This is a genomic window from Paenibacillus sp. FSL W7-1332, assembly GCF_037969785.1.
Lineage (GTDB): Bacteria > Bacillota > Bacilli > Paenibacillales > Paenibacillaceae > Paenibacillus_AQ.
The window spans coordinates 496,875-511,961 of sequence record NZ_CP150209.1 but is presented as its reverse complement, the minus strand read 5'-3'; the positions used below and the strand labels follow the sequence as shown (position 1 = coordinate 511,961).

Here is a 15,087-nt window from a genome sequence, read left to right as displayed (position 1 = left end):
GCGATCTCTACTTGAATATCGAAGCAGTTATCCACTCAGAAGAAAAACAACAAACCATGCGCTCACATTTACGCGAGCGCATGGTTTGTTCTTGTACATCTATAGCGGACAATAATACAAATATATCGCCTTCACCGACTCTTTACAGGACCGGTAGATGCTCCAACCACCAATTCCGCAGGCAATCGCTTCTCAACTGCTACATCATCGTGATTCATGATGCCGAGTACCGTCTCAATCGCCAGCCTCCCCATTTCTTCCTCGTTCTGCCGCATATGGGTAAACAAATAGCCCTCACCGATATTCAGCTGCGGACTGTCAAAGCATACGATGGATAAATCCTCCGGCACCCGCAAACCGAGGCGCTCTGCCGCGACCTTGGCCAGCAAAGCAATGTTATATTCGATCGCAAAAAAGGCAGTAATTGCCGGGTGATCCTGCAAGTGCTGAACGATCCGCTGGATTTCCCGTTCAATATTGCTCTCGTAGAAGGCATTAGGCAAAGTAGCCGTCACGTCACTAATCCAGATCTCCTTATCAAACGCGATGCCCCGAGCGGCATGAGCCTGCACGAACCCTTCAATCCGCTCTTCCACCGCTGTCGTGTCCCTAGGTGGAGGAGACAGCAGGGATATATAACGATGTCCCAAATCAAATAAATGCTCCACTACCTGAACGGCTGCTCCCAGATTATCTGTACTGATGGAAGCGGCTGCGACTCCCTTCAGCTTGCGATCAATCAGGACAAGCGGAAAACGGGCAATGACCAGCTTCAATATTTCGGCATTGAAATATTCCCCCTGAGCGGGAAAAACGATGAGACCGTTCACGCCGAGATTGCGCAGCTTCTGAATGGATAATTCCTCGTTATCCTGGTCTCCAAACGTTCTGCGCAGTACCAGAAAACAGTCATTCTCTCTCGAATACTGCTCCATGCTGTAAACAAGGCGTGTTCCGTAGCTTGACGAAAAGTCTGTAATGACAAGACCGATCATCTTCTCTTGGCTAGCTGCTCTGACAACTCCGCCCTCCGAGGAAAATGTTTCCTTCTGTGCCACGGGCTCATCCGGGTCAGCTACGAAGGATCCCTTGCCCGGTTTACGCACAATCACGCCTTCAGCCGCCAGCATATCTAATGCCTTCTTGCTCGTAATTCGACTAACTCCGTATTCGTCCGCGAGTTCCTTCTCCGAAGGGACTTTATCGCCAATGCGGAAAATATGTGTGGAGATCTTTCGCTTCATCTCGTTAAAAATCTGTTCATACATCGGCTTTGCGGAAGCTGCGTCTTTCAAATTGATATCCCTCCAACGGTACTCCAAAACATGCTAATTCATATAACAATATAACATGATATATTTAATTTGTCCATGTTGCGCGGATAACCGGTTTAGAAAAATATCATCCTTCCCTAAACAGTCCCATTCATGACAAAACAGCGCCGCATGATCTTACGCTCCGAAAGATTCATGCAATAGCGCTGTTCCCTGTCGACTACCTACTCCGTGTATTGAACTATTCCTTCACGGCCCCCAGGACGATTCCGTGGATTAAATAACGCTGCAAAAATGGATAGATGAGCAGAATTGGAATCATGGAGACCAGAATTTTGGCGGAATTTAGGGTCGTGTTGGAGATTTTATTGAACTGCTGAAGCTGTTCGACCGAGAGATTTTGCATCTGGTCGCGCGTCAGGCTGAGCTGCTGCAGATAGGTCTGAAGCGGTATTTTCTCGCTGTCATTGATCAGGATGATCCCGTCAAAGAAATTGTTCCAGTGACCGACGATGACAAATAGCGTAATGGTCGCCAGACTGGGCATGGAGATCGGGATGAAGATTTTGAGCAGGATTTTCAGCGGACCGGCACCGTCAATGAATGCGGCCTCCTCCAGCTCCTTCGGAATTCCCTTGAAGAAGTTCATCAGGAGAATCACGTTGAAGACTGGAACCGCACCTGGAAGAACCAACGCCCAGATGCTGTTGATCAACCCCAGCTTGCTGATCACCATATACCAGGGGACGATCCCTCCACTGAAGAGCATCGTAAACACGATAATCCACATGTATGTGTTTCTCGATCGGAACTGCGTGACGCTCCGTGACAATGGGTAAGCCATAAGGATGGTTAAGATCATGTTGATCGCTCCCCCAAGCAGCACCCGTTCCACGGATATGAGGAACGCCTTCCAAAACTTCGTGTCATTCAGTATCTGTCCGTAGGATGAGAAGTTCAGCTCCACCGGAAAAAAGTAGACCCGGCCGGCATTCACAGCCGTGCTGCTGCTGACGGACACCATAATCGTATTGACGATGGGAGCCAGCGACACAAATGTAATTAGAACGAGCGCGAGCATAATCATAAGGCGGGACAGCCTTGAGCCCAGCGTTTTGGATTGAATCATGCTAACCCTCCTAGAAAATCTTGTACCCCGCATACCTTGAGGCCAGCCTGTAGGATATAACGATCAGAACAAAGCTGATGACCGACTTCATCAGTCCAATTGCCGTTGCGAACGAATACTGCATATTGATCAGACCCATGCGGTACACAAACGTATCGATAATATCGCCCGTCTCGTAGACCAGCGGATTATACAGGTTGAACACCTGGTCAAATCCCGCATTGAGCACATTGCCGAGACTCAGCGTGCCTAGCAGGATGATCGTCGGAAACATGCCCGGCAGCGTGATATTCAGGGTCTGCTTCCAGCGGCTTGCGCCGTCCATTGCGGCGGATTCATACAAAGCCGGATTAATCGCCGTCAATGCAGCCAAGTACACAATCGTCCCGTAACCGAATTCCTTCCAGGTATCCGTCACGATGAGCAGCGGCCTGAACCAGTCGTTGCTTGCCAGAAACATGATCCGCTCCAGCCCCAGAAACTCAAGGAAATTGTTAATCATGCCGTCAAAGGAAAAGATCATGGTCAGCATCGTGCCCAGGACCACCCATGACATAAAATGCGGCAAATACACAATGGTTTGAATCGTGCTTTTGAAGAGCTTCAGACGCACCTCATTCAGCAGCAGGGCGAATACGATCGGCACAATCAATCCGAGAACAATTTTCCCGACCGCGATGACCAGCGTATTGACGAAGATCTGCTTGGCATCCGGCAATTGAAACATATACGTGAAATTGTCGAGACCTGCCCATGCGGAACCGAGTATTCCTTTCGCGGGGATGAACTTCTGAAAAGCCATGACCACCCCGAACATCGGCACAATCGAGAAAATGAACAGCATGGCCATGCCAGGCAGCAGCATCGCATGATAGGTCATTTCGTCAAAGGTTTTACGTTTCTTTTTCCTCCGGTATCGTACTTCCGGCTCTTGATTGACGGTTGTTTTCACTTGCGCCATCGTCCGCTTCACCTCCATCATGTCCCTGTCAGGACAAGCCTTATCGAATAAAAAAGCCCGCGCGGCTGACCACCATAGCCCTCCGCGCCAAGGCCCATGCTATCTTTATCTGCTGCTCATCTCGTTGACCTCTTCCGTAATCTCATCGCCTCCGGTACGCTTCCATGTGTCCACGAACTTATCGAATTCATCGACGGGAGCTTGTCCCATAATAATTTTCAATATGGTCTCCTCTTCGAGCTTTTGGAGGTTGGCCCACTTCAGCTTCATCGTCTCGGTGGTTCCATAGAAGCCGGCAGGAATCACTTCCAGATTCGGATTGTTCGCTTCGCGCTGGCCTTCAATGCGGGAGAGGTATTCGCCGTATGTGTTCACGTCAATGGCATTTCCTTTTTCCTTGAATTCCTGATACGCCTTGAAGGACACCACCCGATCTTCCTGCACGGAGGAAGCATCACCGGATTCATCCGCCTTCATAAGATCCTCGTAATAACGTTTCAACACATCGTCATAATCCACTTGCATCGGAATTTGTGTCGGATCATTATTCCAGCGGCTTGCGTCTGTCAGCATCTCATCGGGGTGCTCTTTCTTATAATTGACCGCATCATCGGTTAAGGAGTACAGGAAATCCGTAGTTAAATTGACCGATTTCATGATCGCTTCGGGATGGGCGAAATCCTTCTTGACTACGACGATACCGCCGCCCACAGGATCCTGACGGATGGTCTTGAACTTGCCGTTCTCATCCACGGGTGCCGATACAGCAACCCAGACAGCATCGGGATCCTGCTTGATGGAATCCTTGTAGTTGGTGTAGCCGATCCACCATGGGTTAAACAGTATCCCTACCTGCCCGTTGATCACAAGCGCTTCCTTCTCTTCATTCGTTCGGACGGCGAACTGTTTATCAATCAGACCTTCTTTGTACATGGCGCTCAGCTCCGCCAACGCTTGCTTCATCTCAGGCTGAACCGATCCATACACAACCTGGCCATCCTTCTCGATCCAGTTCATTGGAAAAGCACCGCGTGCAGCAAAAACGGGTGTAAAGTTCATGGCATTGGAATCCATCACCATCCCAACCGTTTTGCCTGTTCCCGAGGCGTCCTTCTCTACGAACGTTCTGGCGAGATTCCATACATCCTCAACAGATTCCGGCATCTGTGCGCCGACTTTATCCACCCAGTCCTTCCGTACCCACAGCAGCTGGTGCTGGTTTCCGATATTCGTCATCGGAAGGCCCATGATCTTACCGTCCACCTTGACTTGGTCCAGCAGCAAGTCGCCATAAGAAGCGTAGATATTCTTGACGCCGTCGGATGCGGTCTTCTCGTACACCTCCGTCATATCGGCAATCAGGTCGTTATCCACCAGCTGGTTGAAGATATCGCGGCTGACCAGCATAACATCCGGCAGATCGCCCGTTGTCATCGACAGCGACAGCTTCTGATCCATATCGTCCGTCTCCCAAGCCACCTTAGCTTTTACGTTCACCCGGTCTTCCACATAGCGGGTAGCCAAATTGTCCTCTATCGTATCGCCGGGAGGCAGGTTGTTCACATGATTGGTATTCCGGCCGATCGTAAATTCCACCGGCGTTTCGTATTTCCCGTAAGGCTCATAGTCCTGTTCTGAAATTTGCGGCTGTGCGCTGTCCCCCGCGCTCCCGCCGCAGCCGCTGAATACAGTCAGCATCATGCACCCGAGCAGCAGCGAAGCCATCTTTTTACGCTTGTTCATCCTGTCATCCCCTTTTTCTCGTTTTGGTTGATAACCAAATTGTATGCGGTTTCATAATTGGCGTATATGCAACATTTTTTGGATATGTATCACTTTTTTCATGACCTTCCTTGTTCTCAACTTCAAACCCAGAAAAAGCGGCTGCTTCAGCACACCGCTTTCATTAACAACACGATGGATAATGGATGGGAATAACGCTCGCTGTTCAGGAGGCCGGAATAACCATGGATACTTCCGTTCCGCTGCCTGGTTCGCTATGAATATCGAGTCCGTAATCCAGTCCGTAATACAGCTTGATCCGGTCGTTCACGTTCCGAACGCCGCAGCCGCCGCTCTCTCCGGCCAGCAGCCTCGCCGCCTGCGCGGGAGTCATGCCCACCCCGTTATCGCTGACGATAAGTTTCATGCCCCCTTCGACCCGGCTAACCCCAATATGAATGTGGTAATCTGCCCCTCCAGCCTCCACAAAACCGTGCTTGATGGCATTCTCCACGATCGGCTGCAGAATAAAATGAATGATCTCGGTATCTAATACTTCCTCATCGATCTGGTAATCCACGTCAAATCGGCCATCGTTCATGATAAGCTGCAAATCCAGATAAGCCTTGATGTGCTGCACCTCATCCTTGATCGTAGCCATATGCCTCCCCTGATTCAGCGTCGTTCTATAGAACCGGGCCAATGCCGATACCATATAACTCGTTTCGATATCCGCTTTCTTCTCGGCCCTCCATCGGATAAAGGAGAGGGTGTTGTATAGGAAGTGCGGATTAATCTGATTAATCAGCTTGTTATATTCGCTTTCCCTCTTGGCGATTTCCGCTTGATACACCTGGGAGATTAGACTGTTAATCCGTTTCAGCATTTTGCCGATGCCATTGGTCAACTCGCCGAACTCGTCCCGAGATGAGCTCTGGATAATCACCTCGAGGTTATTCTGCTCCACCTTGTCTACCTTGTTCTTGATATGGATAATTCGACGCGTAAAGTTGTTGGAGATCACATAAATGAGCAGAAATGTAATGATCAAGCTGAGGATCATGACAAACAACGTAATTTGAAAAATACCCAGCGCATTTGCATATGCATTCGTATTCAGCAGATTATAGTGAATCGTCCATCCATTATTGGCGAGCGACCGGCTTAGGTTCAGACCGCCCGTCTCCCCACTCTCCAAATCGGCTGAAGCATCGGACTCCTTCCTTTCCTTGAAAATCACACGCTGCTCAGCATCCTCGATATGAACCGCTACATGCTCCGACAGTTTGTCCATATCAGCAAAGATGCTGTCATGCTGAATGGAAATCACCATGAAATTGCTGTCCTTGGGATTGCTGATCAATTCTTGGACGAGATACAGCTTCTCCCCGTCCACAATCCAGCGCCTTCCGCGAAATCCATCGTACCAAGACTTGCTCTTGAGTTCCCCGATGGGCAAAATATTATCGCGAATCCCGAGCAGTTCTCCGGATGTATAAAAGGTAATGGCTTCAATATCATCATCCATTAGCCGAATGTTCGAGATCAACGGCTCCAGAATGTCCCGGAAATCCAGGTACATGTTAAAATAGTTCTCTTCATAGTCCTTAATGAAAATTTGCGATAACTCCCGGTTCAGTACCATGAACTCGCTCAGCGTATTGTACCGGTTGATCTTATAATCCATTATGTTGGCCACCTGTTCCAGGCTGGCTTCCGCTTCGCTCCGTAATTCCTTCATCTGAATGCGATAGGACTGGATAAAGGAGAGCAGTCCAAGCAATAGAATCGGAATGAGTGCAATGATGAGATGGGACAACAGCAGCTTGTTGCGGAACCGGATATCATTGAACTTGCTCTTTATCCATCCGATCATGGAGCACCCCGCACTCTCTGTATTGTAAGGGACTTACGCCGAACTTGCTCTTGAACAGCTTGGCAAAATAAGAGTGGTTGTCGATACCCACCGCTCCTGCAATATCATTGACTTTCATATTTGAGTGTTTCAGTAGATAGCTTGCCCTCCGCAGGCGGTAGTCGGTCAAATACTTCGAGAAGTTCTCCCCGGTTTCTTTTTTAAATAAAATGCTCAAATACCCCGGAGACAGGTACACATCCTCGGCGGCATCCGACAACGAAATATCCCGCTGGTGATGATCCTTCACATAGTCTTTAACCTGACGGATGACCTTCGATTCGATCGTAACCTGTTCAAGCTCCCCGCCATAAGGACTGATCTGTGTAATATCCTCCATCACCTGCAGAAACTCTTCCCTGACAAGCGGTTTGAGCAAGTAATTTACCACGCCCAATCGGATAGCGCTGCGGGCATACTCAAATTCGTCATACCCGCTGCAGATGACAATTTTTAAATCCTGCTGGGTCTTTCGGGCTTGCTTGCTCAGTTCCAGTCCGTCCATAAGTGGCATTCTGACGTCGGTGATCAGGATGTCAATCGCGTTTTGCAGCAGAATTCGCTTCGCACTCATTCCGTTCTCGGCTTCCAATACCTGAAAGGGGAAGCGGTACTGAAAGATCAAATCCTTAATGCCTTCTCTTTGAATGGACTCATCGTCAACAATAAGAACATTAAACATCAGACAATCTCCTTTGCTTGTGAAAGTATGGGGCTGATATAGGGAAATATAGGTTGTTATAATGGTATACCTGTTTTGTCGTAGTATATCACAGTTTTAAGAAAGGGCTTTCAAATTCATGTGTAAGACTGCGCAGCCGTCAAGCCTTTTGCTTACTTCGACAATGCATGATTGCCGATTAGAGAAGCTTCATGCGCGATTGAGCCATGTGGAGGTCAAGGATCTGACGTTCGAGCTCATTCAGCACCGCTTTACCAAAACGGCCAAAAACATGATTTTAAAACGTTACTCCAAAACCAAACTGAATATGGACGAGGAAGATCGGCAGTTAAAATGGGGGAGCTACGGGAAGTTCAAATATGTCTATAAGGCCGAAACCGTCGAGGAGTTTCAGCAGTTGTTCGAGAAGGGGATCAGGGAATATTTTCCTTTTGCGAAAATTGCCTATTTTGTTTAATGGCAGAAACTTGAGGGACCCGAAGCAGGGTTTATAATGTTCCTTCAACAACATAACGGACACCTCACGGTGCCCGTTATTCGTATGATCTGTATCTATTTTTCATCGCAGGGTCACAATCTCTTCGTTCTTGTGATCTTGCTCGTACATCCAAACCTTAATCTCATTGATATCCATCGGCTTTCCGTAATAATAACCTTGCATGACATGGCAGCCAAGTCCGGTCAAAAAGTCGATATGCTCCTTGTTCTCTACACCTTCCGCAATGACATCCAGATTCAAATTCTCCGCCATAAGAACGATGGCGTTAACGATGGCACGCTTGCTGGGCGTGTCCAAATCATTGGTAAACTGTCTGTCCAGCTTTAAAGCATCAATTGGAATCCGGTCCAGGAGCCCAATCGAGGAATAGCCGGTTCCGAAATCATCCATGGAGACCTTAACCCCCAAGGACCTGATATTCCCAAGCTGGCGGATAATATCATTGACATCGTGCAGCACCATGGACTCCGCTATCTCAAGCTCTAATAAGCGAGGTTCCAGATTCGCCTTATCCAGCACGTTTTGAATAAGCTCCAGCAGATTGTCGCCATGGAATAAACGAACCGATAAATTCACCGAGACCGGCTGGACAATCCCTCTCTCCTGCCAAATTCTGCACTGTTTGCACGCTTCCTCAAGCGTCCATCGGGTCATCGGTATAATGAGCCCCGTCTCTTCGGCAATCGGAATGAATTCAAGCGGGGATATCACGCCCAAGCGGGGGTGTTTCCAGCGGAGCAGCGCTTCGAATCCGACCAAGCGATCACTTTGCACATTCCATTTGGGCTGATACACAATGAAGAACTCCTTCAGTTCAAGCGCTCGTTGCAGGTCCTTCTCCAATTCCATTTTGCGAACCTCTTGAAGACCCATCTCCTCGTCATAGAGGCACTGCTGATTCTTGCCGAGTCCCTTCGCTTTATACATGGCGGTATCCGCATTCTTGAGCAGCGTCGTACGGTCAGAGCTATGGACGGAGCCGATGCTGATTCCGATACTTGCCGTCACATACAACTCGTTACCGTCGATATAGTACACGTTTTTTATTCGTTGGAGTATATCATCAGCTAAATGCTGGGCGTATACCGGGTCGCTTTGCTTCAGAATAATCAGAAATTCGTCCCCGCCGATCCGGAATACCTGCTGGCCGTTTCCAATGAATTGACGCAGTCGCTTACCTACTTCCTGGACCAGCAAATCCCCAACATTGTGACCCAGCGTATCGTTGATCGCCTTAAATTGGTCCAAATCCAGAAACAGGATCGTAATCTGCTCTGTCTCGGAATTCGTCTCGAAGAATCGGTTCATTTCATTGCGATTAGGCAATCCCGTGATCGTATCCTGATAGGCCAGCTTTTCCAGCACATGCCGATCAAAGAACATCGCCCCCCAGGAGATCAGCAGGATGGCAAAAATCGCGACCGTTACACCATACAGAAGCAGAAAATCGACAGACTGCGGCTGCTGCGTAAGCATACCGGCATGAGCCTCAAACCGTGCAGCTTTCATTCCTGTATAATGCATTCCGCATACGGCGAAGCCCATGACAACCGCCGAACCCCACTTGAGAAAGCTGGATTTGGGATGATTCCGAAAACGGAGAAACAATAATAAAGCCGCATAGGAGGCTACCAATGCAATGATGGCGGACAGTACCCAAATGCCGGGATCATAACTAATTTCGGCATGTATGACCATGGCCTCCATTCCCATGTAATGCATGGCAACGATGCCGCTTCCCAGAATGAAGCCGCCAATGGCGATTTTGAACCAGTTAATATTTCTGGGCATTGTAATATAAAACGCGATGAAGGAGGAAACCACGCTGACGAGCATCGACATGATGGTCAGAAAGACATCGTATCTCACATTCATATTCATGTGCATCGCCAGCATGCCGACAAAATGCATGGACCAAATGCCGCTTCCCATGACCATGGCCCCGCCGAAAAGCCAAAAAAACTTGGATTTACCGTTCGCATCTGAAATTTTCGACGTAATATTTAAAGCCGAGTATGAAGCAAGTATAGCAATCGCAATTGAGAGCCCAACAATATAATAGTTATAATTGCCGTCCATCTGAGCTGCACACACCCCTTTTGTGAGTAATTCTTAAGCCCTATGAAGATCATACGTTTCCTAGCGGATAACGTTTCTATTAATTCACGGTGACTCGCCCCGGTGCATATCAGAAAAAAGCAATGTTTATTTCCGCGGCTTCCCAGCCCTGCACCATATCCATATTATATCTTTAGTAACTATTCAATTTCTCGACAAACAGAGAAATGTTCGAACGCTCCCGAATCGAGATGAGTCTAAAGAACTAAATTATTCTGCGGGTATCTCGACTTATCCTCTGCCCTATGAGAAATGATGAGCGACAACACTCTATTTGGAAAATAAAAAAAGCTGCGGGTCCTTTATTAGGTCAGCAGCTTATATTTTGTCTGTCCTCAAGGTGTGACTACCTTCGCTTTCCCATTCAAGTACATCTCGCCCCATTCACAGATTTGATCAAGGATCGGTTGCAGCGAAACGCCCATTTCACTCAGCTCGTACACGACCTTAGGCGGCACTTGATTAAAGACCGTTCGCGTGATAATCCCGTCCTCCTCCAGCTCCCGCAGCGTCTGGGTTAACATTTTCTGCGTAATATCCGGCATCTGCTTCTTAATTTCACTCGTTCGCTTGGGGCCATAACTTAAGTGACACAGCACAATGACCTTCCACTTGCCGCCGATGACGTCCATGGTCGCCTCAGACGGAATATTGTATTGTCGCTCCCCATTCATAAGAACTTCTCTCCTTTTTGAACGTAAGTGGCATATCTCTAACAACAGGCACTTTGGGGTACTAATGATACTTTTAGGTGCTTATAGAACAATTAAGTGCGTACTTCCTTTCCGTCATTATATGTTACATAATCCCCTTATACCAGTACTGCATCATAAAAACATGGGGGTGAAATAACATGCAGCGTATTTACATTCTTCCTCATTCAAGAAGCCCTTGCAAAAGGAATTGCACATATCGGAATCACGAAGCTTGCCGACGAGCTGACACCTATGCTATTCGCCATGCAAAGTCATCCCCCTCAAGCACCCATTGTCCCTCTGGGACATTCGCAGGCAGGGATTCTGACCTTGGTCGTATATCAGGAGGCGAAGTCTTTCCAAAGCGTCCAATCGATCGACTTGGCGGGTCACTACGATGAACGCGATCCGATGGGCCCTATGACGCTGGAAGATACCGAAGGGTTTATCAACCGTGCCCTTATCCGGGAAAACGGGAGATGGAAATGGGTTGAGGCTGCGAAGTATCCGAGGAGCATAAGTCTTTCTAATGGTCTCCGGGTAGAAGGCCATCCCATGAGTTTATTGGATGTTCCAAGCCTCGCGGCTGTTACGGGAGCGCCTAATATTCGATTCGACTTCGCCATCCATGACTCCATAGGAACACGGGCTGGAGGCAGAGCCTCCCAAGACCTCTACATTGACCTTGAAGGCGTACTTCTTGACGGCCGTTACGCGAAACGGAGAGTCACGTTGACCGATCCGAAGGGACAGGCGCATTTTACGGCCCTCGGTATTCTCCTGTCCATTGAGCGCATTCTGGGCTGGGACGGCTCATCTCCTGCTCCCGGAGGCTTCTATCTACCGGAAACGCTGGTTCCTCTTGAAACCGCAATGGCACGTATTGAACAATTTGGCATTCAAATTCGAAGAGAAGAAAGAGTAGGTGAACCCTCATGAAGGTATTAACAGTTGTTACACATCCACGTGAAAATTCCTTTACATTTGCAGTAACCGAGAAGTTTGTACAAGGGCTTAGGGACGCCGGGCATGAAGCGGAAATTCTGGACCTCCACCGCATCGGTTTCGATCCGGTCCTGTGGGAGGCAGACGAACCCGATTGGTCTGACCCTTCCAAGATCTATTCTCCTGAGGTTGAGGCTGAAATCGCACGGATGAAGGAGCACGACGCGCTGGCCTATATCTTCCCGGTATGGTGGTACGGAGTACCTGCCATGCTGAAAGGGTATATCGATCGTGTCTGGAATCATGGCTTCGCTTACGGCGGCGGCTCAAAGCTTCATCACCAACAGGTGTTATGGCTTGCGTTAGCAGGGGCTTCGGAGGATCATTTCGCCAAGCGGGGCTATGATCAGATGTTATCCCTTTCCCTCAATGTTGGAATGGCCGACTACTCCGGAATCAAGAATTCCCGTGTGGAATTCTTCTATGATACGCTAGAGGCCAGACCGGAGCATATGGAGAGTTTGCTCGAACGAGCTTATCAGCTGGGATTGCATTATGCCGATTCAAAATAGTGCATTGCACGGTTCCTAAGAACACAACAGCCTTAGTCCACGATGAATCCTGGACAAAGGCTGTTGTCGGATTAGCATAAAAGATGAACACAGAAGCTTACGAGTTACGCATTGCTGCTCGTTTCGATGGATTCATTCACCTCGATCAGTTCAACAACGGCCTCGCTCTTCAGCGTATTGCCGATCGTGCAGGCTCGTTCTACAACAGATTTCAGCTTCTCCTTGTAGGCGGGATCCAGCGTTTGCGGCAGCGTGACATGGACGTTAAAATGCGAGAACTTATTGCTTTTATCTTCTGCCTTTACCGACGACACTTCGATATGAATGGAGGATTTATCATAATCCACGCCGTCGTAAGCCATTATTTTTTGGAGTGATATGGACACGCATAGCGCCAAGGACGCTTCCAGCAGCTCTCTCGGAGATAAGCCGCCCTCCAGATTCGGGCCGTGGTTTCCGACAAGCTGAACCCCCGCTTCATTGAATATCCGATCCTGACCCTCTACGATTTTTAACGTTGTCATGTTCTTAGCCTCTTTTCTTTTTGTCTTCGTTCAGGATGAACGGCTCTCATCAACAAGATGGCAAGCTACCTTCTGGTTGGGCCGAACTTCCCTTAAAGCCGGAACTTCTGCCTTGCAGACATCCGTTGCAAAAGGACAGCGCGTATGAAAAACACAGCCGCTTGGCGGAGATAAAGGGGACGGGATTTCCCCCCGCAAGATCACCCGATCCTGTAATCGGCTGCGGGTAAAGTCGGGTACCGCTGAGAACAGTGCCTTCGTATAGGGATGCAACGGCTCATGGAATAGATCATCCGTTAAAGCTTCTTCCACGATTTTCCCGAGATACATAATGCCGATCCGATCGGAAATATACCGAACCACGCTGATATCATGCGTAATAAATAATAGCGTTAATTTCAATTCCCGCTGCAGGCGCTTGAGCATATTCAAAATTTGCGACTGAATGGAGACGTCCAGTGCCGAGACCGGCTCGTCGCATACGATGATCTTCGGATTCATGATAAGCGCGCGCGCCAAGCCCAAACGCTGGCGCTGACCGCCCGAGAATTCATGAGGAAAACGGAAATAATGCTCCGGCTGCAGGCCCACGGTTTTCAGGATGTGAAATACTTTTTCCCGACGCTCTGCCTTGTCTCCCATTTTATGAATAATCAGGGGCTCCTCCAGAATTCGGCCGATTCTTTTCCTCGGGTTAAGCGAAGAGAACGGATCTTGAAAAACAAGCTGTACGTCCTTGCGGAATTTCCGGATTTCCTTCCTCGACATCGCAGCCAAATCCCGGTCCCGGTATAGAACCTGACCTTGGCTTGCCGGGGTTAATCCTAGGATCGTACGCCCCGTGGTAGTTTTACCGGAACCGGATTCTCCGACAAGTCCGTACGTCTCTCCCTCTCTTAATTGAAAAGAAACATCCGTTACGGCTTTTACATATCCCTTGGCGCCCCATAACTTACCGAAGGATCCGTATACCGGGAACTGCTTGTGAAGGGAGCTTACCTTTAAAATCGAATGATCAGCTGTTTGTTCCAACGGTTGTCTCCCTCCCTTTCGACTCGTTTATGGCCTCGTAATGCCAGCACTTCACTCGATGGTCCATATGTGCCGTTTGCATCGGCGGCTCCGAGGTACGGCATAATTCATCGGCATAAGGGCATCGCGTAGAGAAGCCGCAGCCCTGCGGAATATCCGTCAGAGAGGGCACCGTTCCCTCAATGACATGAAGCTCATCGTTTCTGTCCCCTTCCAGCTTGGGGATCGATTGGATCAGTCCCTGCGTATAAGGATGGAGCGGTTTACGAAACAGCTGTTCCGTGGGGGCTTCTTCCACGATTTGCCCCAAGTACATCACTTTCACGCCCGTACAAATTTCCGATACGACACCCAGATCATGCGTGATAAACAGCACGCCCATGCCCATTTTGCGGTTCAAATCGGCGATCAGCTCCAGAATCTGCGCCTGAATCGTTACGTCGAGCGCGGTTGTCGGTTCATCCGCAATCAACAGGTTCGGCTCACAGGAGAGTGCCATGGCAATCATCGCCCGCTGCTGCATTCCTCCCGACAGCTGATGGGGATATTCATCCACCCTCACCTCCGGAGATGGAATACCCGTCATCCGCAGAATCTCAATGGCTTGTTGACGAGCTTCCTTCTTGGACTTCCTCTGATGGAGACGAATGGCTTCCCCGATTTGATTACCTATCGTATACACGGGACTTAGGGACGTAAGCGGGTCCTGAAAAACCATGGAGATTTTGTCGCCGCGGACCGCCCGTAATTTAGAAGGCGAAAGAGACAGCAGGTCCTGCTTCTCAAACAGGATCTCCCCCTCGTACTCGATCGCATCCGTATGGTCCAGCAGCCTCATGATCGATTGGGACATGACGCTCTTTCCGCTGCCGGATTCTCCGACAATGCCGATGATATCGCCTTTATTCATGGAAAAACTGACTCCGTTCACGGCCGTCACTTTCCCCCGCTCGGTATGAAAATGCGTTTTTAGATTTCTCACTTCCAATAGAGGCTCGTTATTCATGAAAATACCTCCA

13 protein-coding genes and 1 pseudogene are annotated in these 15,087 nt (G+C 49.0%); 3 read left to right on the top strand and 11 right to left on the bottom strand.

The features are described 5' to 3' along the window. Positions 1–131 precede the first annotated feature (131 nt). The 6 genes from MKX98_RS02155 to MKX98_RS02130 all read right to left on the bottom strand — a co-directional run bounded on the left by MKX98_RS02155 (position 132) and on the right by MKX98_RS02130 (position 7,683). Positions 132–1,295, bottom strand: coding sequence for a GntR family transcriptional regulator (locus tag MKX98_RS02155; protein ID WP_339221165.1), 1,164 nt, complete (start codon positions 1,293–1,295; stop codon positions 132–134). 220 nt (positions 1,296–1,515) lie between these two features. After that, on the bottom strand, positions 1,516–2,403 hold the full coding sequence (locus MKX98_RS02150) for a carbohydrate ABC transporter permease (RefSeq protein ID WP_339221163.1): 888 nt from the start codon (positions 2,401–2,403) through the stop codon (positions 1,516–1,518). Between the two features lie 10 nt (positions 2,404–2,413). Beyond that, positions 2,414–3,283, bottom strand: coding sequence for an ABC transporter permease subunit (locus MKX98_RS02145; protein WP_339224288.1), 870 nt, complete (start codon positions 3,281–3,283; stop codon positions 2,414–2,416). A gap of 186 nt (positions 3,284–3,469) precedes the next feature. After that, complete coding sequence (locus MKX98_RS02140; RefSeq protein ID WP_216532867.1) at positions 3,470–5,107, bottom strand: extracellular solute-binding protein; 1,638 nt, start codon at positions 5,105–5,107, stop codon at positions 3,470–3,472. Between the two features lie 205 nt (positions 5,108–5,312). Continuing rightward, a complete protein-coding gene (locus MKX98_RS02135; protein WP_194540550.1) occupies positions 5,313–6,962 on the bottom strand; it encodes a histidine kinase in 1,650 nt (549 codons plus the stop codon). Continuing rightward, positions 6,931–7,683, bottom strand: coding sequence for a response regulator (locus MKX98_RS02130; protein ID WP_194540549.1), 753 nt, complete (start codon positions 7,681–7,683; stop codon positions 6,931–6,933). Before MKX98_RS02130 ends, MKX98_RS02135 begins: the two co-directional genes overlap by 32 nt. Positions 7,684–7,861: 178 nt before the next feature. Here MKX98_RS02130 and MKX98_RS02125 point away from each other — a divergent pair. Next, positions 7,862–8,140, top strand: a pseudogene (locus MKX98_RS02125) (spore photoproduct lyase family protein); the annotation flags it as partial. A gap of 102 nt (positions 8,141–8,242) precedes the next feature. Here the strand turns inward: MKX98_RS02125 and MKX98_RS02120 are convergent. After that, positions 8,243–10,261 (bottom strand): EAL domain-containing protein, encoded by a 2,019-nt coding sequence (locus MKX98_RS02120; RefSeq protein ID WP_339221159.1) that lies wholly within the window; start codon positions 10,259–10,261, stop codon positions 8,243–8,245. A 374-nt stretch (positions 10,262–10,635) separates the two neighbouring features. Further along, positions 10,636–10,974: a helix-turn-helix domain-containing protein gene (locus MKX98_RS02115; RefSeq protein ID WP_216532872.1), complete on the bottom strand. Its 339-nt coding sequence runs from the start codon at positions 10,972–10,974 to the stop codon at positions 10,636–10,638. Positions 10,975–11,259: 285 nt separating this feature from the next. On the opposite strand from MKX98_RS02115, the gene MKX98_RS02110 reads away from it, so the two are divergent. Next, complete coding sequence (locus tag MKX98_RS02110) at positions 11,260–11,934, top strand: hypothetical protein (protein ID WP_339221156.1); 675 nt, start codon at positions 11,260–11,262, stop codon at positions 11,932–11,934. After that, a complete protein-coding gene (locus MKX98_RS02105) occupies positions 11,931–12,512 on the top strand; it encodes an NAD(P)H oxidoreductase (protein WP_194540545.1) in 582 nt (193 codons plus the stop codon). Before MKX98_RS02110 ends, MKX98_RS02105 begins: the two co-directional genes overlap by 4 nt. Before the next feature lie 104 nt (positions 12,513–12,616). Here the strand turns inward: MKX98_RS02105 and MKX98_RS02100 are convergent, their stop codons facing one another. The 3 genes from MKX98_RS02100 to MKX98_RS02090 are packed head-to-tail and all read right to left on the bottom strand — an operon-like array spanning position 12,617 to position 15,074. Next, positions 12,617–13,036 (bottom strand): OsmC family protein, encoded by a 420-nt coding sequence (locus MKX98_RS02100; RefSeq protein WP_156088564.1) that lies wholly within the window; start codon positions 13,034–13,036, stop codon positions 12,617–12,619. Positions 13,037–13,066: 30 nt separating this feature from the next. Next, the gene (locus MKX98_RS02095) at positions 13,067–14,068 is read right to left on the bottom strand and encodes an oligopeptide/dipeptide ABC transporter ATP-binding protein (protein WP_339221154.1); all 1,002 of its coding nucleotides are present in this window, start codon (positions 14,066–14,068) and stop codon (positions 13,067–13,069) included. Then, a complete protein-coding gene (locus tag MKX98_RS02090) occupies positions 14,052–15,074 on the bottom strand; it encodes an ABC transporter ATP-binding protein (protein WP_339221152.1) in 1,023 nt (340 codons plus the stop codon). Before MKX98_RS02090 ends, MKX98_RS02095 begins: the two co-directional genes overlap by 17 nt. Positions 15,075–15,087: the final 13 nt, after the last annotated feature.

Excerpts from the sequence above, each read along its gene's own strand:
- MKX98_RS02150 (WP_339221163.1), bottom strand. The coding sequence starts at position 2,403 with ATGATTCAATCCAAAACGCTGGGCTCAAGGCTGTCCCGCCTTATGATT.
- MKX98_RS02145 (WP_339224288.1), bottom strand. The coding sequence starts at position 3,283 with ATGACCTATCATGCGATGCTGCTGCCTGGCATGGCCATGCTGTTCATT.
- MKX98_RS02140 (WP_216532867.1), bottom strand. The coding sequence starts at position 5,107 with ATGAACAAGCGTAAAAAGATGGCTTCGCTGCTGCTCGGGTGCATGATG.
- MKX98_RS02135 (WP_194540550.1), bottom strand. The coding sequence starts at position 6,962 with ATGATCGGATGGATAAAGAGCAAGTTCAATGATATCCGGTTCCGCAAC.
- MKX98_RS02130 (WP_194540549.1), bottom strand. The coding sequence starts at position 7,683 with ATGTTTAATGTTCTTATTGTTGACGATGAGTCCATTCAAAGAGAAGGC.
- MKX98_RS02120 (WP_339221159.1), bottom strand. The coding sequence starts at position 10,261 with ATGGACGGCAATTATAACTATTATATTGTTGGGCTCTCAATTGCGATT.
- MKX98_RS02115 (WP_216532872.1), bottom strand. The coding sequence starts at position 10,974 with ATGAATGGGGAGCGACAATACAATATTCCGTCTGAGGCGACCATGGAC.
- MKX98_RS02110 (WP_339221156.1), top strand. The coding sequence starts at position 11,260 with ATGCAAAGTCATCCCCCTCAAGCACCCATTGTCCCTCTGGGACATTCG.
- MKX98_RS02105 (WP_194540545.1), top strand. The coding sequence starts at position 11,931 with ATGAAGGTATTAACAGTTGTTACACATCCACGTGAAAATTCCTTTACA.
- MKX98_RS02100 (WP_156088564.1), bottom strand. The coding sequence starts at position 13,036 with ATGACAACGTTAAAAATCGTAGAGGGTCAGGATCGGATATTCAATGAA.
- MKX98_RS02090 (WP_339221152.1), bottom strand. The coding sequence starts at position 15,074 with ATGAATAACGAGCCTCTATTGGAAGTGAGAAATCTAAAAACGCATTTT.